This window comes from Bradyrhizobium sp. CCGUVB1N3, from assembly GCF_024199925.1.
Classification (GTDB): Bacteria; Pseudomonadota; Alphaproteobacteria; order Rhizobiales; family Xanthobacteraceae; genus Bradyrhizobium.
In genome coordinates this window covers 1,590,369-1,608,718 of the sequence record NZ_JANADR010000001.1, presented here as the reverse complement: position 1 = coordinate 1,608,718, position 18,350 = coordinate 1,590,369, and the positions used below count along the sequence as shown (strand labels likewise).

Here is an 18,350-nt window from a genome sequence, read left to right as displayed (position 1 = left end):
AGGGTCTGACGACGCGGCGAGATCAGAGTGTCGCCAGCTTCGCCGCGCCCTTGGCGAGGACATCGCTGAAACTCGTATCCCAGAATTTTGCGACGTCCGTCTGCGCGTCGAGCACGCCGAGCTTGAGGAAAGTGTCGGCAACCTTCTGGTGGGTCACGGGCACATCCGGCGTGACGCCTACGAGCGAGAAATCGGCGCTGCGATGGGCGAATTGATCGAGGATGTCCTCAATCGGCAGATGCGTTTCCGCGACCTGCGCCGTCGCATAGACCTGGAAATTCTTGTTGGCGAAAGCGTAGGCACGCTGGATGCGCAGCAGGAAGTCGGCGAGCGCCGCATGCCGCAAGGGATCGTCGATCGCCTTGGGATTGGCATAGATCGGGAAATTTCCGGAGAGATAGCCGACGCCGGTCTTGAGCAGGCGCGCGCCCTGCCTGGAGATCGCGAGCTGGCCGTTGTAGCCGTAGATCGCCCACGCATCGAGCTTGCCCGAGGCGAAGGCGGAATAGCCGTCCGATGGTGTCAGGTTGATGGCCTCGATGTCATTGAAGGACAGCCCGGCTTCCTCGAGCTGCTTGGCGAGGAAATAGTGCGCGGTCGTGGCGCGGACATAACCGACCTTCTTGCCTTTGAGATCGGCGATCGAATGGATCGGCGCGTCCTTAGCTGCTACGGTGACCTGGGTGTTGAGGTCTTCGTGGGTGACTGCGATGAAGCGCACGCCGGCGTTCTTGCGTGCGGCGAACATGGCGGGAATTTCGCTGCCTGAGCCGAGATCGAGCGCGTCGCTGTTCAGCGCCTCGATGTGCAGCACGCCGTTGTTGAGCTCCTTCCAGTCGATCTTGTAGGGCGTCCTGTCTTCGCCGGCAGCCTGGAGCAGGGCGCGCCAACCCCCCTTGTAATAGGCAACGCGCAGCGTGGCGCCGCTGAGATCGATCTCTGCCGGCGCGCCTTGCGTTTTCGCGCTGCCGGCAACGAGTCCGCCTGCAAGTGCGCCGAGCAGGAAACGTCTTGAGAGTGAGAACGGGCTGGTCACGACGGCTCCTGCTGAAAGTCTCTTGATGCTTCCAGCATAGGTGACGCGCTGTTTTCGCTCTATTCTGTTTTTCGATCGCCGCGTGAAACGCGCGTTCCAACTTTTGCGATGGTGCGGTGTTATTCGGTTTTTTGCGCCTATGTCGAAGGTCGTAAATGGATGCGGCACTTCCGTCTTGACGGCAACGGCGGTGCGGGTTCATGCCTTCTTGCGCGCGGCCCTTTCAGGATTGACGCAGATCAACCGGGCTACGCCGGCAGCATCTAGACTGCCATTCGGAGGAAACAGTGATGAATGGGCAAATGCACCCGCATCACGCGGCCCGTGTCGAGGCCGCCATCGCGTCAGGCCAGGCGGCACGTTCCGCGCTCGTGGCCTCGTGGTGCCGTTCCTCCCGATTGCATCATCTCGATCCCTCGGGCCGCAGGCCGCCGATCCGCCTCACCGAGGCCGAGCTATACCATGCGCGCGATCGCGTCGCGCCGCTGCTGTCGGCCGCGCAAGGTACGATGGACCGGCTCTATCAGGCGGTTGGCGCTGCCGGCTGTTGCGTGCTGCTCGCCGATCGCGAGGGCATTCCGGTCGATCGCCGCGGCGCGCCGGCCGACGACTCAACTTTCCAATCCTGGGGCCTGTGGATCGGCGCGGTCTGGAGCGAGGAGCATGAGGGTACCAACGGTATCGGCACCTCCCTCGTCGAGCAGCGGCCGCTGACCATCGACCGCGACCAGCATTTCTTCACCCGCAACACGCTTCTGAGCTGCACCGCTGTACCGATCTACGATCATGACGGGATACTCGCCGGCGTGCTCGACGTCTCCTCCTGCCGCGCCGACCGCACCGATGCCTTCGCCAATCTGATCGCGCTCGCCGCAGGCGAAGCGGCAAAACGCATCGAGGCCGATCTGTTTCGCAACGCCTTTGCCCATGCCCGCATCGTGCTGAGGCCGTCGGCCGACGGCCATTGCGGCGGCCTCGTCGCGGTCGATGGTGATGATCTCGTGATAGGCGCGACGAGGTCCGCCCGGGTCGGACTTGGGATCGCGCCCGGCCGCCCGCTGCAGCCGGTGCCCGCAGCCGATCTTCTCGGTGGCGATGCGGCGCGCGACCACCTCGCCGGTGGCCAGCGCGCGGTCTTGCAGCGGGCGCTGTTGCGCGCGGGTGGCAATGTGTCCGCAGCCGCCAAGGCCCTTGGCGTCAGCCGAGCCACGCTGCACCGAAAGCTCAAGCGGTTCGAGCTGAAGCACTGAGCTCCTGCTTTTTCCCAACGTACATTCTAGCTCCTCATGGTGAGGAGGCGCGTAAGCGCCGTCTCGAACCATGCAGGCCCGACTGTGCCCGCGGCCATCCTTCGAGACGCCGCTTCGCGGCTCCTCAGGATGAGGTCGGTAGTTGTGGTGAGTGAAGCTGTCGCAGTACTGCGACAGGTCGCCTCCATCATCGCTCCCACCTGGGCTGACAGAAAACATCTCCCGCGACATGGTCTGCGCAAGTCGTGAACACACGACGATCGCGCAAACAGCAACATCGGGAGTGAACATGAACAAGGTCGAATTCCTCAACGTCACGGAAGTTCCCTTCGCCGCGAAGTACGACAATTTCATCGGCGGCAAATTCGTCGCCCCACAATCCGGCAAATATTTCGACAACGCTTCGCCGGTGAACGGCCAGGTCGTCTGCAAGATCGCGCGCTCCGATCACCAGGACGTCGAGGCCGCGCTCGATGCCGCGTATGCCGCCAAGGCCGCCTGGGGCAGCACCAGCGTCGCCGAGCGCGCCGCGGTCCTGAACCGGATCGCCGACCGCATGGAAGAAAATCTCGAGCGGCTCGCGATCGCCGAGACCTGGGATAACGGCAAGCCGATCCGCGAGACCCGCGCCGCCGACCTGCCGCTCGCGATCGATCACTTCCGCTATTTCGCCGGCGTCGTTCGTGCCCAGGAAGGCTCAATCGGCGAGATCGACCATGACACTATCGCCTATCATTTCCATGAGCCGCTCGGCGTGGTCGGCCAGATCATCCCCTGGAACTTCCCGCTGCTGATGGCGTGCTGGAAGCTCGCGCCTGCGCTCGCCGCGGGCAACTGCGTGGTGCTGAAACCGGCCGAGCAGACGCCAGCCTCGATCATGGTCTGGGCCGAGATCGTCGGCGACCTCTTGCCGCCCGGCGTCCTCAACATCGTCAACGGCTTTGGCCTGGAGGCCGGCAAGCCGCTCGCGTCCAGCCCGCGTATCGCCAAGATCGCCTTCACCGGCGAGACCACGACGGGTCGGCTGATCATGCAATATGCCGCACAGAACCTGATTCCCGTCACGCTCGAGCTCGGCGGCAAATCGCCGAACATCTTCTTCAAGGACGTCACCGCCGAAGACGACGATTTCTTCGACAAGGCGATCGAAGGCTTCGTGATGTTCGCGCTCAACCAGGGCGAGGTCTGCACCTGTCCGAGCCGTGCGCTGGTCCATGAGGGCATCTACGACCGCTTCATGGAGCGGGCGCTGAAGCGCGTCGCCGCCATCAAGCAGGGCGATCCGCGCGCCGCGGACACCATGATCGGTGCCCAGGCCTCCGGCGAGCAGCTGGAGAAAATTCTTTCCTATATCGACATCGGCAAGAAGGAAGGGGCGAAGGTCCTGGCCGGCGGTGGCCGCGCGAGCCTCGGCGGCGATCTCGCGGGCGGCTACTACGTCCAGCCGACCGTGTTCCACGGCCACAACAAGATGCGGATCTTCCAGGAGGAGATCTTTGGCCCCGTCGTATCGGTCACGACCTTCAAGACCGACGAGGAAGCGCTCGCGATCGCCAACGACACGCTCTACGGCTTGGGGGCCGGTGTCTGGAGCCGCGATGCCAATCGCTGCTACCGCTTTGGCCGCGCCATCCAGGCAGGCCGGGTCTGGACCAACTGCTACCACGCCTATCCCGCGCACGCGGCGTTCGGCGGCTACAAGCAGTCCGGTGTCGGTCGCGAGACCCACAAGATGATGCTCGATCACTATCAGCAGACCAAGAACCTCCTGGTCAGCTACAGCCCGAAGAAGCTCGGTTTCTTCTGATCGACTAGAGGCGGCGCCAGTGCGGCGCCGCCTCCGTCATCCCTTCGTCAAAGAATTGAGACAAGACGAGGGGCCGAGCTATTCAGCTCGGCCCCTGTGGCGTTCGAGCGCTGCCGGGCGAAAGAGGGAGGCTTGGCCATGAAGGACGGTCGTTTACGACGGGTGCGTGTTGGAGCGATGCTGTTCGGCGCGGTGGCTTTGGCGTTCCTCCCGCCATCGACGGCCTTTGCACAGGCCGGTTCGGCGCCAGCCGGCGCCAAGAACGTCCTGACCCTCGACGGAAAGCCGCCACTGATCCTCGGCCATCGCGGCCTGCCGGGGCTGGTGCCCGAAGAGACCGAGGCATCGTATGACCTTGCCGCAGCGCTTGGAACCGACGCGCTCGAAGAGGACCTGCACCTGACCAAGGATTGTGTCCTGGTCGCACGTCACAACCCTTGGCTGAACGACAATACCAACGTCGCCGAGGTGGCGAAGACCAATCCGGCGGTTGCGGCCCGCAAGCGCACGGTGCCCGGCGTGCGCGTCAAGGCTCCTTCTTCCCCCAGCACACCTGCTGACTACCTCACGGATCTCACCAATCCGGCCGACCCCAAATCCGTGCTGAAATCGCTGATCGTGGACGGCGAGGACCATACCAATGATTGGTCGATCACCGACTTCACCATGGCCGAGCTGAAGGATTGGATCGCCGGCACCACCTATGATGCGGCCAACGAAAGGCCGAAGGTCTTCAACGGCAAGTTCCCGATCATCAGTTTCCAGGACATCATCGACATCGCCAAGGTCAAGAGCAAGGAGACGGGGCGTCCCATCGCCGTCTATCCGGAAACCAAGAATCCGACCTGGAACAATGCCCAGGCGATTGCCAATGGCTGTGGCGCGCCCGGCAGCCACCCGCTCGAGGATGCGTTGATCAAGATCATCAAGGACAACGGCCTCAACGCGAAGGAGGCCCCCATCCTCGTTCAGAGCTTCGAGCCCGGCAGCCTGAAATACATGCGCAGCCATGGACTGGAGACGCGGCAGGTCCAGCTCATCGATGGCAACGGTGTCGACTTCAAGAACGGCAAGGTCCTCAACGACAACATCACCAATTCGCGTCCGTTCGATTGGACGATTTCGGGTGACGCGCGCTTGTATGATGCGATGCTAACCTCCGAGGGCCTTGCGGAGATCAAGACCTATGCCGACGGCATTGGTCCGTGGAAGCCCTATATCGTTCCGCTCAAGATTTCGCCGTGGAAGGACAGCAACGCCGACGGCACTCCCTACAAGGGATCGACGCCAGAGGCTTCGACGCAGGAAGCGACCAGCCTCGTTGCCGACGCGCACAAGCTCGGCCTGTTCGTGCACGTCTTCACTTTCCGGAACGAGAAGAAGTACCTGGCTGGCGACTATCATGGCGATCCAAGCCTCGAATATCTCAAATTCTTCCGTCTCGGCGTGGATGGGGTCTTTACCGACTTCACGCATACCGGAGTTGGCGCCCGCGCAGCCTATCTGCGCGAGCTCGGCTGGTGAGGGCGGCTTCACGGAGAGCTAATGTTGCCTGATCGGCGCCAAAGGTTTTGCAATATTTCGGTCACGCTGCACTGCGGCATAATGAAAATCGTATGGCGTCGCCGCAGCGCTTTCGCGCGCGTTTGAGTTGGGTTAGAGAGGGCTTAGTTTTCTCTGACCCGGAATTCCCATGGCCGCACCCAAGAAAGCCGCCGCAAGCTCTCCACAAGACAAGACCAACGGCGGTTCGCCCCCGGAATTCACCAGGGAGCAGGAGCTGAAGGCGCTCCGCGAAATGCTCCTGATCCGGCGGTTCGAGGAAAAGGCCGGCCAGCTCTACGGCATGGGTGCGATCGGCGGCTTCTGCCATCTCTATATCGGCCAGGAGGCCGTGGTGGTCGGCATGCAGATGGCGCTGAAGGACGGCGACCAGGTCATCACCGGCTATCGCGATCACGGCCACATGCTCGCCACCGGCATGGAAGCCAATGGCGTCATGGCCGAACTCACCGGCCGCCGCGGCGGCTATTCCAAGGGCAAGGGCGGCTCCATGCACATGTTCAGCGTGGAGAAGAAGTTTTACGGCGGCCACGGCATCGTCGGCGCCCAGGTCTCGCTCGGTGCGGGCCTCGCTTTCGCCAATCGGTATCGCGGCAATGACAGTGTCGCCGTCGCTTATTTCGGCGATGGTGCTTCGAACCAGGGCCAGGTCTACGAGAGCTTCAACATGGCGGAGCTCTGGAAGCTGCCTGCGATCTTTGTCATCGAGAACAACCGCTACGCCATGGGTACGTCGGTCTCGCGCGCGTCCGCGCTCCAGGATTTCTCCAAGCGCGGCCTGTCCTTCAACATCCCCGGTCATCAGGTCGACGGCATGGACGTCCGCGCGGTGAAGGCCGCCGGCGACGAAGCGGTCGCTTGGTGCCGCGCCGGCAAGGGCCCGGTCATCCTGGAGATGCAGACCTATCGCTATCGCGGACATTCGATGTCGGATCCCGCAAAATACCGCACGCGCGAGGAGGTCGAGAAGGTCCGTCACGACCAGGACCCGATCGAGCAGGTGCGCAACCGCCTCCTGGCCGCCAAGATGAGCGAGCAGGATCTGAAGGCGATCGACGCCGAGGTCCGCGACATCGTCAACGCGTCCGCAGACTTTGCCCAGCATGATCCCGAGCCGGATGCCTCCGAGCTCTGGACCGACGTTTACCGCTAAAAGCGCGCAAGCTTTCTTTTGGAGTCGATATGCCAATTCAAGTGCTGATGCCCGCGCTGTCGCCCACGATGGAAAAGGGCAACCTCGCCAAATGGCTGAAAAAAGAGGGCGAGACGATCAAGTCGGGCGACGTGATCGCCGAAATCGAGACCGACAAGGCGACCATGGAGGTCGAGGCGACCGATGAAGGTACGCTCGGCAAGATCCTGATTCCCGAAGGCACCGCCGACGTCGCGGTGAACACGCCGATCGCGACGATCCTCGCCGATGGCGAGAGCGCCGCCGATCTCGCCAAGGCACCTGCGCCCGCCAAGCCCGCCGCGGAAGCCGCGCCTGCCGCTGCGAAGGCCGAGGCGCCCGCGCCGAAATCCGCCGCGCCGCAGGCTGTCGCGGAGCCCGATCCAGAAGTGCCCGCCGGCACGGAGATGGTCACCCAGACCATCCGCGAAGCGTTGCGCGATGCCATGGCCGAGGAGATGCGGCGTGATCCCGACGTCTTCATCATGGGCGAAGAGGTCGCTGAGTATCAGGGCGCCTACAAGGTGACGCAGGGCCTGCTCCAGGAATTCGGCGACAGGCGCGTCATCGACACCCCGATCACCGAGCACGGTTTTGCCGGCATCGGCGTTGGCGCGGCGATGGCCGGGTTGAAGCCGATCGTCGAGTTCATGACCTTCAACTTCGCCATGCAGGCGATGGACCAGATCATCAACTCCGCCGCCAAGACGCTCTATATGTCCGGCGGCCAGATGGGTTGCTCGATCGTGTTCCGCGGCCCCAACGGCGCCGCCGCGCGCGTCGCCGCGCAGCACAGCCAGGACTACTCTTCCTGGTATTCTCACGTTCCGGGCCTGAAGGTGGTCGCGCCGTATTCGGCCGCGGATGCCAAGGGACTGCTCAAGGCCGCGATCCGCGATCCCAATCCGGTGATCTTCCTCGAGAACGAAGTTCTCTATGGCCACACCGGCGAAGTGCCGAAGCTCGACGACTACGTGATCCCGATCGGCAAGGCGCGCATCGTGCGCTCGGGCAGCCACGTTACGATCATCTCGTGGTCGAACGGCATGACCTATGCGCTGAAGGCGGCGGACGAACTCGCCAAGGACGGCATCGAAGCCGAGGTGATCGACTTGCGTACGCTGCGGCCGATGGACACCGAGACCATCGTCAACTCCGTGAAGAAGACCGGCCGTGCCGTCACGGTGGAGGAGGGCTGGGCCCAGAGCGGCGTCGGCGCCGAGATCGCTGCGCGGATCATGGAGCATGCCTTCGACTACCTGGACGCGCCGGTGACGCGCGTGTCCGGCAAGGACGTGCCGATGCCCTATGCCGCGAACCTGGAGAAGCTCGCGCTGCCCTCGGCAGCCGAAGTGGTCGAGGCCGCCAAAGCCGTCTGCTACAGGTAGACCATGGCAGGGCCCAAGGAGCAGCCACTTCCGCCTGACGTGATTGGACGCGAAGACGCGATCGAGATTCTGCGCGTGTTCGTGCTCGACGGCGGGCTGTCGATGGCGTTCCAACGTGCCTTCGAGGAGCCCGACATGTGGGGCCTCCTGCTCGTCGATCTCGCCCGCCACGCCGCGCGCGCCTATGCGCGCGAGAGCGAGATGAGCGAGGACGAGGCGCTGGGCCGGATCCTCGACATGTTCGAGGCCGAGATCGAGCGTCCGACCGACCTCGGCACCACGACGCCGCGCGGGCAGAAGGGGCACTGAGCGTGGCGATCGAATCCTATCACTACGATCTCATGCGGGAGGCGATCGGCGAGGCCGAGGCCTCCATCGCGCAAGGCGGCTTGCCGATCGGCGCCGTGCTGACGCGCGACAAGAGGATCATCGCCCGCGGCCACAACAACCGCGTGCAGGAGAAGAACGTCATCCTGCACGGCGAGATGAGCTGCCTGCGCGACGCCGGCGTGATCTCGTTCCACGACACCGTCATGTACACCACGCTGTCGCCATGCTCGATGTGCGCAGGCGCGCTCGGTCTGTTCAAGGTCTCGCTGGTGGTGATCGGCGAGTCCGAGACCTTCCCGGGCTCCAAGGACATTCTCGACAAGTTCGACGTCCCCTGGATCGATCTTGCCGACGACCGCTCCATTGCCATGATGAAGTCGTGGCGTTCCAATCCCGCCAATGAGCGCCTGTGGCAGGGCGACATTGGCAACTAATCCTGGTCTGTCGCTCTTCCGGTGGGTCGGAAGACGACGTTTTGAAAAGTTCTTCGTGAGGTCAGCATGCCCATCAACATCCTGATGCCCGCTCTCTCGCCAACGATGGAGAAGGGCAACCTCGCCAAGTGGCTGAAGAAAGAGGGCGACAAGGTCAAATCCGGCGACGTCATCGCCGAGATCGAGACCGACAAGGCCACCATGGAGGTCGAGGCGATCGACGAAGGCACGATCGCCAAGATCCTGGTGCCCGAGGGCACGCAGGACGTGCCCGTGAACGATGTCATCGCCGTGCTCGCCGGCGAGGGCGAGGACGTGAAGGCCGCGGGCGCTGCCAAGCCCGCCGCGTCGGCCGCGCCGCCGAAAGCAACGGAAGCACCGGCCGCTGCGTCGGCTCCGGCTCCCGCACCGGCCGCGCCGAAGGCTGCTCCTGCGCCACAGGCCGCTGCGCCGGCCGCGCAGACCAACGGCCAGGGCGGCCGCGTGTTCTCCTCGCCGCTGGCGCGGCGCCTGGCCAAGGACGCCGGCATCCAGATTTCGCTTGTGACGGGCACCGGCCCGCACGGCCGCGTCGTTGCGCGTGACGTCGAAGGGGCGAAGTCCGGCAAGGGCCTCAAGGCACCGGCGGCGGCGCCGTCAGCCGCGCCGTCGATCGCGCCGACCATGTCGGACAAGCAGATCCTGTCGCTGTTCGAGCCCGGCTCCTACGACATCATCCCGCATGACGGCATGCGCCGCACCATCGCGCAGCGCCTGACTGCCTCGATCCAGAACGTCCCGCACTTCTACCTCACCATCGACTGCGACATCGGCAAGCTGCTCGTCGCGCGCGAGGAGATCAATGCGGCAGCTCCGAAGGACAAGGAGAAGAAGCCGCTCTACAAGATCTCGGTCAACGACTTCGTCATCAAGGCGATGGCGGTCGCGCTGCAGAAGATCCCGAATTGCAATGTGAGCTGGACCGAGTCCGGCATGGTCAAGCACCACCATTCCGACGTTGGCGTTGCGGTGGCGATGCCGGGCGGCCTGATCACGCCGATCATCCGCAAGGCGGAGACCAAGACTCTCTCCACCATCTCCAACGAGATGAAGGATTTTGCAACGCGTGCGCGCTCGCGCAAGCTGAAGCCGGAGGAATACCAGGGCGGCACGACCGCCGTGTCCAACCTCGGCATGTTCGGCATCAAGGACTTCACCGCCGTGATCAACCCGCCGCATGCGACCATCCTTGCGGTCGGCACCAGCGAGGAGCGGCCAGTGGTGCGGAATGGCAAGATCGAGATCGCGCAGATGATGAGCGTGACGCTGTCCTGCGATCACCGCGCCATCGATGGCGCGCTCGGCGCCGAGCTGATCGGCGCGTTCAAGCAGTTGATCGAAAATCCCGTCATGATGATGGTGTGAGCCGCAGACGGTGAATGCGTAGGGTGGGCAAAGGCGCAACGCGCCGTGCCCACCTTTTGATAGCGTTGGAAGGCGGTGGGCACGCTTCGCTTTGCCCACCCTACGAAGTTCAGTTGAATGGGAGCCGCAATGGCCGACACGTCCTTCGACATCATCATCATCGGCTCCGGTCCCGGCGGCTACGTCACCGCGATCCGCGCCGCGCAGCTCGGCTTCAAGACCGCGATCGTCGAAAAGAACTATCTCGGCGGCATCTGCCTGAACTGGGGCTGCATCCCGACCAAGGCGCTGCTGCGCTCCGCCGAGATCTACCACTACATGCAGCACGCCAAGGACTACGGCCTGTCGGCGGAGAAGGTCTCGTTCGATCCGAAGGCGGTGGTGCAGCGCTCGCGCGGCGTCTCGAAGCGACTCAATGACGGCGTCGGCTTCCTGATGAAGAAGAACAAGATCAGCATCATCTGGGGCGCCGCCTCGATCGATGCGCCCGGCAAGGTCACCGTGAAGAAGTCCGACGTCGAGGGGCCGAAGGGCATGCTGGGCGAGGGGACCTATCAGGCCAAGCACATCATCATCGCGACCGGCGCGCGGCCGCGCGTGCTGCCGGGACTCGAAACGGACAAGAAGCTGGTCTGGACCTATTTCGAGGCCATGATTCCGGAGCGGATTCCGAAGTCGCTGCTGGTGGTCGGCTCGGGCGCGATCGGCATCGAGTTCGCCTCGTTCTTCCACACCATGGGATCTGACGTCACCGTGGTCGAGGTGCTGCCGCAGATCCTCCCGGTCGAGGACGCGGAGATCGCCGGCCTTGCGCGAAAGCGCTTCGAGAAGATGGGCATCAAGATCATGTCCTCGACCAAGGTGACCAAGCTCGACAAGAAGGCCGACAGCGTCGTTGCCACAATCGACGACGGCAAGGGCAAGCCGGTCGCGACCGAATTCGAGCGCGTGATTTCGGCCGTCGGCGTGGTCGGCAACATTGAAAACCTCGGCCTCGAAAAGCTCGGCGTCAAAACCGACCGCGGCTGCATCGTCATCGACGGCTACGGCAAGACCAACGTCCCCGGCATCTATGCCATTGGCGACGTCGCAGGTCCCCCGATGCTCGCCCACAAGGCCGAGCATGAGGGCGTGATCTGCGTCGAGGCGATCAAGGGCCTGCATCCGCACGCCATGGACAAGAACATGATCCCGGGCTGCACCTATTGCCATCCGCAGGTGGCGTCCGTCGGCCTGACCGAAGCCAAGGCCAAGGAGAACGGCCGCGAAATCCGCGTCGGTCGCTTCCCCTTCGTCGGCAACGGCAAGGCGATCGCGCTCGGCGAGGACCAGGGGCTCGTCAAGGTGATCTTCGACAAGAAGACCGGCCAGCTTCTCGGCGCCCACATGATCGGCGCGGAGGTCACCGAGCTGATCCAGGGCTATGTGGTTGCGATGAATCTGGAGACCACCGAGGAAGAGCTGATGCACACGGTCTTCCCTCATCCGACTCTGTCGGAAATGATGAAGGAAGCCGTGCTCGATGCCTACGGGCGGGTGTTGAATATTTGATCCCCATTCCGTCACCCCCGCGCAAACGGCGAAGCCGTTTGTCGCTGGAGGTGCTCGCGAAGCGAGCCTCGAAGGATGAACGGCCGAGATGTAGCAGCGGGGCTCGTCGCCCTTCGAGACGGCCGCTTCGCGGCCTTCTCAGGGTAACGAGTGTGAGAACGAACTGAAGAAAACAACAAGAGGGACAAACCCGTGCAGGACAACGACAACCTCACCATCGAGCGTCCGACCTTCGTCACGCATCTCGAATGCGCGATGGAGGGCGATCATTATCCGGCAGACCAGGTCCACAACCTCTCCAAGGCCGGCAAGCCACTGCTGGTGCGCTACGATCTCGCCGGCGTGAAGAAGGTGTTGACCAAGGATGCGCTCAAGGAGCGCCCCGCGGACATGTGGCGCTATCGCGAGCTTCTACCGGTGCGCAAATGCAAGGACATCGTCTCGCTCGGGGAGGTCACGACGCCGCTGATCCGGCTGCCAAAGCTGTCGCAAAAGCTCGGCGGCGGCGAGATCATCGTGAAAGATGAAGGCCGCCTGCCGACCGGCTCGTTCAAGGCGCGGGGCCTCGTCATGGCGGTGTCGATGGGCAAGGCGCTCGGCATCAAGCACATGGCGATGCCGACCAACGGCAACGCGGGCGCGGCGCTCGCGGCCTATGCGACCTCCTGCGGCATCAAGACCACGATCTTCTGCCCAGCCGATACGCCGGAGGTGAATGTCAGCGAGATCGAGTTGCAGGGCGCGACCGTCTATCGCGTCAATGGCTATATCGACGATTGCGGCAAGATCGTCGGCGAGGGCAAGGCCAAGGTCGGCTGGTTCGACACCTCGACGCTGAAGGAGCCGTACCGGATCGAGGGCAAGAAGACCATGGGGCTCGAGCTCGCCGAGCAGCTCGGCTGGGACGTGCCCGACGTGATCTTCTATCCGACTGGCGGCGGCACCGGCCTGATCGGCATGTGGAAGGCCTTTGATGAGCTCGAGAAGATCGGCTTCATCGGCTCGAAGCGCCCGCGCATGGTTGCGGTGCAGGCGTCGGGCTGCGCGCCGATGGTGCGGGCCTATGAGGAGGGCACCGAGCATGCGGCGCGCTGGGAGGATGCCCACACTATTGCGTCGGGCATCCGCGTGCCGCAGGCGATCGGCGATTTCCTGATCCTGCGCGCGGTGCGGCAGAGCAAGGGCTTTGCCATCGCGGTCGATGACGACAGCATTTCGTCGGCGCTGAGCGAGGTCGCGCGCGAGGAGGGGCTGTTGCTCTGTCCCGAAGGTGCCGCAACCTATGCCGCTTACACGCAATCGCTCGCCGATGGCCGCGTCACCAAGAACGATCGCGTGATGCTGTTCAACTGCGCGACCGGCCTGAAATACCCGCTGCCCCCGGTCGCGCGCACGCTCGACCGCCACAAGCCGATCGACTTCTCGCAGTTCTAGCGCGAGCAGGAAGGTCGCTCGCGAGCTCGTAGTTCTCCCTCTCCCGCAACGGGGAGAGGTGATCAGAAATGCCGCCGGGAGAGACGCAGATGCGAAAGACGATCTGGGCTGCGCTGATCACTATCCTCGCTCTTGCCGGCACCGCGCGCGCCGACACCTATCCCTCGCGCCCCATCACCATCATCGTGCCGTTCGCGGCCGGCGGGCCTTCGGACGCGATGGCGCGCGTGCTTGCCGAGCACATGCGGGCGAGCCTTGGCCAGGCCGTGGTGGTCGAGAACGTTACCGGCGCCGGCGGCTCGATCGGGGTGGGGCGCGCGGTGCATTCGGCTCCCGACGGCTACACCATCTCCTTCGGCCATCTTGGCACGCACGTCGCCAACGGCGCGGTCTACAAGCTCCCTTACGATCTCGTCGCCGATCTCCAGCCGGTGGTGCTGCTGCCGAGCAACCCCATGATCGTCGTCAGCAAGAACGCCGTGCCTGCGACGTCGCTGAAAGAGCTGCTCGCCTGGCTCAAGTCTCGCCCCGCACCCGCGACCGCGGGCACGGCCGGTGTGGGCTCCGGCAGCCACATCGCCGGCGTTTATTTCGAGAGCGTCTCCGGCATCAAGCTGCAATATGTACCCTATCGCGGCACGGGGCCGGCACTGAACGACCTCATCGCCGGCCAGATCGACATCATCGTCGACCAGACCTCCAACTCCATCAACCAGGTTCGCGCCGGCACCATCCGTGCCTACGCGATCAGCGACGACAAGCGCCTGGCGTCCGCGCCCGAAATCCCGACCGCCGATGAGGCCGGACTGAAAGGCTTTCAGATGACGCTGTGGTCCGGCCTATGGGTGCCCAAGGGCACGCCGCAGGAGATCGTGTCGCGGCTCAACGCCGCGGTGGTGGAAGCGCTCGGTAATGCCGCCGTGAAGAAGCAGATGGAAAATCTAGGCCTCGAAATGCCGCCGCAGGACCAGCTCACCCCTGAAGCGCTCGGTGCGCGGCAGAAGGCCGAGATCGCCAAATGGTGGCCGATCATCAAGGCGGCCGACATCAAGGTGGATTGAAACGGGGCTCACGCGTACGGCATTACGCCGTGGCGTCCCCGCGTCCCCTCAGCGCCATCTCCAGGCATTGCATCAGCTCCGAGGTCGCGAACGGCTTGCCAAGGAAGCAGAGTGCGCCGGCCCTCAGTGCACGTGCGCGCACGCTCTCATCCGGAAAGGCCGTCGTGAATATGAACGGCGTGGCCGAGCCCCGGGTACGCATCTGCATCAACAGGTCGATCCCGCTCATGACCGGCATCTGCACGTCCGCGATCACGCAGCTGGCGCCGTTCAGGTCGGACGAGCTCAAGAACTCTTCGGCCGAGGCGAATGTGTGGACGACGTATCCGCGCGACGCCAGAAGATTGTCGATCGCAGCCCGCACATAGGGATCATCGTCGAGCACCGAAATCACTGAAGGCGCTGACAAGATGTCCGCTCCCGAGCTGCTTGCCGTTGTACGGCGGCCGGGAGCCAAGGTGGGCCGATCAAGCAAAATTTGGAACTCATACTTAGGTTTGTTCGTCCCGCTTGGCGTGCTGAATCCCGAGCGCCTCGTTCATTTTCACCAGCTCGGCCAGGGACTTGGCACCCATCTTCCGCATGATTTGGCCGCGATAGATCTTGACGGTGATTTCGGCCAATCCCAACTCGGCGGCCACGTGCTTGTTCATCATGCCAGACGCCACCAGGGACAGCACGTCCCGTTCCCGCGGGGTGAGGGACTCGAAGCGGGACCTGACGTTCGACACCGTTTTCTCGATCTCGCGGCGCTTGCGATCGCGCTCGATCGCGGCCTGGACCGCGTCCAGCATGTCCTGGTCGCGCACCGGTTTGGTCAGGAAGTCGACCGCGCCACTCTTCATGGCCCGGACGGTCATGGGAATATCACCATGGCCGGTGATGAAGATGATGGGCGTGTGGATGTTCGCCTTGGCGAGATCGGCCTGCAGGTCGAGGCCGCTCAGTCCTGGCAGGCGGATGTCGAGCACCAGACAGCTGGGGACCTCCGGCGGCTTGCTTTGCAGGATCTCCGGCGCCGAGCCGAAGGCTGCGACCTTGAGACCGACCGATTCAAAGAGATTGATAAGCGCCCGGCGCACCGACGGGTCATCGTCGACGACGAGGACGATCGGCTCGTCGTTGCCCGTCTGCGGCAAGGAAGGCTTGGGGCGCTCGGTCACGACGCTTGCTCCTGATGCGAGGGCAGGGTGATCTGAAACGTCGCGCCGCACCCCGGATTGGGCGAGGCCGAAAGTCGTCCGCCGTGGGCCTCGATGATGGAACGGCAGATCGAGAGTCCCATGCCCAAGCCGCTGGATTTGGTAGTGAAGAACGGTGTGAACATGCGATCAATCGCATCGGCGGAAATACCGACCCCACGATCCGTCACGCTCACCAGCACTGATCCGTTTTCGTCCGGATCGGAGCGGATCACCAGCTCCCGCGGGCGGTCCCTGACGCCTTCCATGGCTTCGATTCCATTCATGATCAGGTTGATCAGCACCTGCTGTAACTGGATTCGGTCGCCGAAAATATTCGGCAGCTCGGATCTCAATTCCATTCGCACCGATACGGCGTGGGTGGCCATCTCGCGCTGAACGAGCGCGACCGCCTCGCGAACGACCCGATTGACGTCGAGCGGGACCATCTCGATATCGGTTCTCTTGGCAAGTGCCCGGACGTGACGGATCACCTCACTGGCGCGGTTGCAATCCTCGATGATCCACTCCACCGAGCGGCGTGCCCCTTTCAGATCGGGTGAGCTGCGCTCCAGCCAACCGATGCACGCGTCGGCGTTGGCCATCACGGCGGCGAGGGGCTGGTTGAGTTCGTGAGCAATCGAGGCGGTCAGCTCGCCGAGCGTCGTGACGCGCGTCACATGGGCGAGCTCGGCTTGCGCCTTGCGGAGTGCCTGTTCGGCCTGGTCGGCGCGGGTTGCTGCGGTCACATCCGTGCAAACGCCACGATAGCCGAGGAAGTTGCCGTCGGTATCGAAGAACGGCTTGCCGCTGGTGCAAACATACGTCGGTTGTCCATTTCGGTCTTTGCTGCGGTACACGAGGTCGCGAAACGGAACGTGGGCGTCGAGTGCCGCGCGATGCTGTTGCCACTTCTCCGGTTCGAGCTCGGAGTCAGGAGCAATGTCCCAGCGTGTGAGCCCGACCGCCCAGAAAGGGGCCATGCCGACCGTTTCAGGATGTTCAGAGACGCGGGTGACGCGGTGGTCCGGCCCGGTCTCCCAGAACCAGTCGGACGCAGTTTCGGCATAGTCGCGGAAGCGCTGCTCGCTTTCGCGGAGTCGTCGCTCTGCTTCCTTGGCCGGTGTGATATCACTCACCGAGCCAACGAACTCGACGTGGCCGCCGGCATCTCGCGTGGCGCGGGCCACCGCGCGGACATGTTTCACGGCGCCGTCGGGCATCACGAGCCGGTATTCGTGATCGTAATCGCAACCCTCCCGCATCGCATGCCCCGTGGTTCGCCGCACCGCGAGCCTGTCGTCGGGATGGATACGCTGGAGCATGAATGGGATCGTGGGCTTCTCGGCATCGTCGCATTGGAAGATGCGATACGTTTCCTTCGACCAGGAGATATCGCCGGTCGCGGCCTTCCAGCCGAAGCTGCCGGTATGGCTCAATTCCTGGGCCTGCGCGAGGTAAGCCTCGCTCTGTCGCAGCGCATTCTCCGCTTCCTTGCGCTCGGTGATGTTCTCGCAGGCGACCAGCACGACCTGCTTGCCATCGCTCTGCAGCATGGCCTTGGCGTTCTCGCGTACCCACAGGACCGAGCCGTCCTTGCGCACTTTCCGGATTTCCCAGGTGTGCGACTGACCGACGGTCCCAAGGCACAGCGCAACGCACTGGCGGACGAAGCCGCGGTCTTCCTCGAAGAACACCCCGAGCACCGATTGGCCGATCAGCTCCGCTGCCGCATAGCCCAGTTGCGCGGCGCCGAACGTGTTTACGTTCAGCACGGTTCCGGCCGGATCGACCATGAAATACATGACCGGGTTGTGCTCGAAGACTTGCTGCCATTGCTTCACCGCTTCGCGCAAATCGGCGTCGCTGAATTTAAGGCCTGGCTTGATGGGGACAGCTCGCCGTTCGCTGCGGGCCTGCTGGATCAACCCCGACCCGATCAGGCATGCGAGAAGGAACGGAGCGATCACCAGGCGATCCTGAGGATGGGAGATGCGGAAATCAAAGAGGGGCGGGGCAGAGAAAAAGTCGAGCGCGGCGACGGCGAGGAGAGTGAGGAGACCGGAGGCCAGGAAACTGTCCGCGAGTGCGAACAGCAGGATCACCACGAGATAGCACAACGCGGTCGCGGCGAGCCCGATCTGCAGGAAGAAACAGGCCGCGGTCACCAGCGCCAGCACGACGCAACCGCAGACGAATTGCGCGGCTGACTTCCAAATCTTTGCTATCTGGCCAGGCTTCATCGCAGACGGTCCCGGCTCATCTCTGCGGTGAATGCAAGTAGAACACGTTGCAACACTATCGGCAATTCCCCCCGACCAAAGTCGGGTCGATGGCGACGGGGCGACGTGCCGCTTTCGGACTTGCGGCTTGTCATGCTGCTGTTCGTCGCCGCGAACCCAAGCGCGGCTGAGCTGACCAGGATGCGCGGAAGCCGTGCAACCGGCGCATCGTGCGCCGTCCCGTTGCGAAAATGCCCGTCCGAGGCCCCGGGCAACTACGGGACAAACCTAGGTATAGCTCGCCCATCCTTAGTCATGTCGGTCATTTACTTCCGTACAATTGAGCACGTCGTTGCTGACGGATTAGCCTCATGACCATTCGGACAGAATCGATTGCACGGCCAATTGCGGCGATCGCAACAGAACCAGCCCGCCATCTGAGCGCGCTGTGATGACGAGACACATTCCCGAGATCCAGTACGCGCCCGATATCGAGGGAAAAGAGTAGGTCAACGAAC

Annotated in this window: 15 protein-coding genes; 11 read left to right on the top strand and 4 right to left on the bottom strand. The window is 63.6% G+C overall.

Annotated elements, in window-relative coordinates:
• Window positions 1–22: 22 nt before the first annotated feature.
• Window positions 23–1,036, bottom strand: a complete 1,014-nt coding sequence (locus NLM33_RS07595) for an ABC transporter substrate-binding protein (RefSeq protein ID WP_254095481.1) — start codon at window positions 1,034–1,036, stop codon at window positions 23–25.
• Window positions 1,037–1,326: 290 nt separating this feature from the next.
• Here NLM33_RS07595 and NLM33_RS07590 point away from each other — a divergent pair, with 290 nt between their 5' ends.
• The 11 genes from NLM33_RS07590 (at window position 1,327) to NLM33_RS07540 (ending at window position 14,429) form a co-directional block, all read left to right on the top strand.
• On the top strand, window positions 1,327–2,286 hold the full coding sequence (locus NLM33_RS07590) for a GAF domain-containing protein (RefSeq protein ID WP_254095480.1): 960 nt from the start codon (window positions 1,327–1,329) through the stop codon (window positions 2,284–2,286).
• Window positions 2,287–2,575: 289 nt separating this feature from the next.
• Window positions 2,576–4,093, top strand: a complete 1,518-nt coding sequence (gene adh / locus NLM33_RS07585; RefSeq protein ID WP_254095479.1) for an aldehyde dehydrogenase — start codon at window positions 2,576–2,578, stop codon at window positions 4,091–4,093.
• A 138-nt stretch (window positions 4,094–4,231) separates the two neighbouring features.
• Window positions 4,232–5,617 (top strand): glycerophosphodiester phosphodiesterase family protein, encoded by a 1,386-nt coding sequence (locus tag NLM33_RS07580; protein ID WP_254095478.1) that lies wholly within the window; start codon window positions 4,232–4,234, stop codon window positions 5,615–5,617.
• Window positions 5,618–5,786: 169 nt separating this feature from the next.
• On the top strand, window positions 5,787–6,809 hold the full coding sequence (pdhA, locus tag NLM33_RS07575; RefSeq protein WP_254095477.1) for a pyruvate dehydrogenase (acetyl-transferring) E1 component subunit alpha: 1,023 nt from the start codon (window positions 5,787–5,789) through the stop codon (window positions 6,807–6,809).
• A 29-nt stretch (window positions 6,810–6,838) separates the two neighbouring features.
• The gene (locus NLM33_RS07570) at window positions 6,839–8,215 is read left to right on the top strand and encodes a pyruvate dehydrogenase complex E1 component subunit beta (RefSeq protein ID WP_254095476.1); all 1,377 of its coding nucleotides are present in this window, start codon (window positions 6,839–6,841) and stop codon (window positions 8,213–8,215) included.
• Between the two features lie 3 nt (window positions 8,216–8,218).
• Window positions 8,219–8,524: a DUF5076 domain-containing protein gene (locus NLM33_RS07565; protein WP_254095475.1), complete on the top strand. Its 306-nt coding sequence runs from the start codon at window positions 8,219–8,221 to the stop codon at window positions 8,522–8,524.
• 2 nt (window positions 8,525–8,526) lie between these two features.
• A complete protein-coding gene (locus tag NLM33_RS07560) occupies window positions 8,527–8,979 on the top strand; it encodes a nucleoside deaminase (RefSeq protein ID WP_254095474.1) in 453 nt (150 codons plus the stop codon).
• Between the two features lie 66 nt (window positions 8,980–9,045).
• Window positions 9,046–10,383, top strand: coding sequence for a pyruvate dehydrogenase complex dihydrolipoamide acetyltransferase (locus tag NLM33_RS07555; protein ID WP_254095473.1), 1,338 nt, complete (start codon window positions 9,046–9,048; stop codon window positions 10,381–10,383).
• A 129-nt stretch (window positions 10,384–10,512) separates the two neighbouring features.
• Window positions 10,513–11,934, top strand: coding sequence for a dihydrolipoyl dehydrogenase (gene lpdA / locus NLM33_RS07550; protein ID WP_254095472.1), 1,422 nt, complete (start codon window positions 10,513–10,515; stop codon window positions 11,932–11,934).
• A 192-nt stretch (window positions 11,935–12,126) separates the two neighbouring features.
• Window positions 12,127–13,368: a threonine synthase gene (locus NLM33_RS07545; RefSeq protein WP_254095471.1), complete on the top strand. Its 1,242-nt coding sequence runs from the start codon at window positions 12,127–12,129 to the stop codon at window positions 13,366–13,368.
• 89 nt (window positions 13,369–13,457) lie between these two features.
• Window positions 13,458–14,429 (top strand): tripartite tricarboxylate transporter substrate binding protein BugD, encoded by a 972-nt coding sequence (locus tag NLM33_RS07540; protein ID WP_254095470.1) that lies wholly within the window; start codon window positions 13,458–13,460, stop codon window positions 14,427–14,429.
• 22 nt (window positions 14,430–14,451) lie between these two features.
• On the opposite strand, the gene NLM33_RS07535 is transcribed toward NLM33_RS07540, so the two are convergent.
• From NLM33_RS07535 to NLM33_RS07525, 3 genes are all read right to left on the bottom strand, one after another.
• On the bottom strand, window positions 14,452–14,838 hold the full coding sequence (locus NLM33_RS07535; RefSeq protein WP_254095469.1) for a response regulator transcription factor: 387 nt from the start codon (window positions 14,836–14,838) through the stop codon (window positions 14,452–14,454).
• Between the two features lie 82 nt (window positions 14,839–14,920).
• Entirely contained in the window at window positions 14,921–15,592 is a 672-nt protein-coding gene (locus tag NLM33_RS07530; RefSeq protein WP_254095468.1) for a response regulator transcription factor, read from the bottom strand.
• Window positions 15,589–17,853, bottom strand: coding sequence for a PAS domain S-box protein (locus tag NLM33_RS07525; RefSeq protein WP_254095467.1), 2,265 nt, complete (start codon window positions 17,851–17,853; stop codon window positions 15,589–15,591). The genes NLM33_RS07530 and NLM33_RS07525 overlap by 4 nt, the downstream gene beginning before the upstream one ends.
• Window positions 17,854–18,350 lie beyond the last annotated feature (497 nt).

What these genes read in the sequence shown, in the direction of transcription:
- NLM33_RS07590 (WP_254095480.1), top strand. Translation starts at nt 1,327, where the DNA reads ATGAATGGGCAAATGCACCCGCATCACGCGGCCCGTGTCGAGGCCGCC.
- adh (WP_254095479.1), top strand. Translation starts at nt 2,576, where the DNA reads ATGAACAAGGTCGAATTCCTCAACGTCACGGAAGTTCCCTTCGCCGCG.
- NLM33_RS07580 (WP_254095478.1), top strand. Translation starts at nt 4,232, where the DNA reads ATGAAGGACGGTCGTTTACGACGGGTGCGTGTTGGAGCGATGCTGTTC.
- pdhA (WP_254095477.1), top strand. Translation starts at nt 5,787, where the DNA reads ATGGCCGCACCCAAGAAAGCCGCCGCAAGCTCTCCACAAGACAAGACC.
- NLM33_RS07570 (WP_254095476.1), top strand. Translation starts at nt 6,839, where the DNA reads ATGCCAATTCAAGTGCTGATGCCCGCGCTGTCGCCCACGATGGAAAAG.
- NLM33_RS07565 (WP_254095475.1), top strand. Translation starts at nt 8,219, where the DNA reads ATGGCAGGGCCCAAGGAGCAGCCACTTCCGCCTGACGTGATTGGACGC.
- NLM33_RS07555 (WP_254095473.1), top strand. Translation starts at nt 9,046, where the DNA reads ATGCCCATCAACATCCTGATGCCCGCTCTCTCGCCAACGATGGAGAAG.
- lpdA (WP_254095472.1), top strand. Translation starts at nt 10,513, where the DNA reads ATGGCCGACACGTCCTTCGACATCATCATCATCGGCTCCGGTCCCGGC.
- NLM33_RS07540 (WP_254095470.1), top strand. Translation starts at nt 13,458, where the DNA reads ATGCGAAAGACGATCTGGGCTGCGCTGATCACTATCCTCGCTCTTGCC.
- NLM33_RS07525 (WP_254095467.1), bottom strand. Translation starts at nt 17,853, where the DNA reads ATGAAGCCTGGCCAGATAGCAAAGATTTGGAAGTCAGCCGCGCAATTC.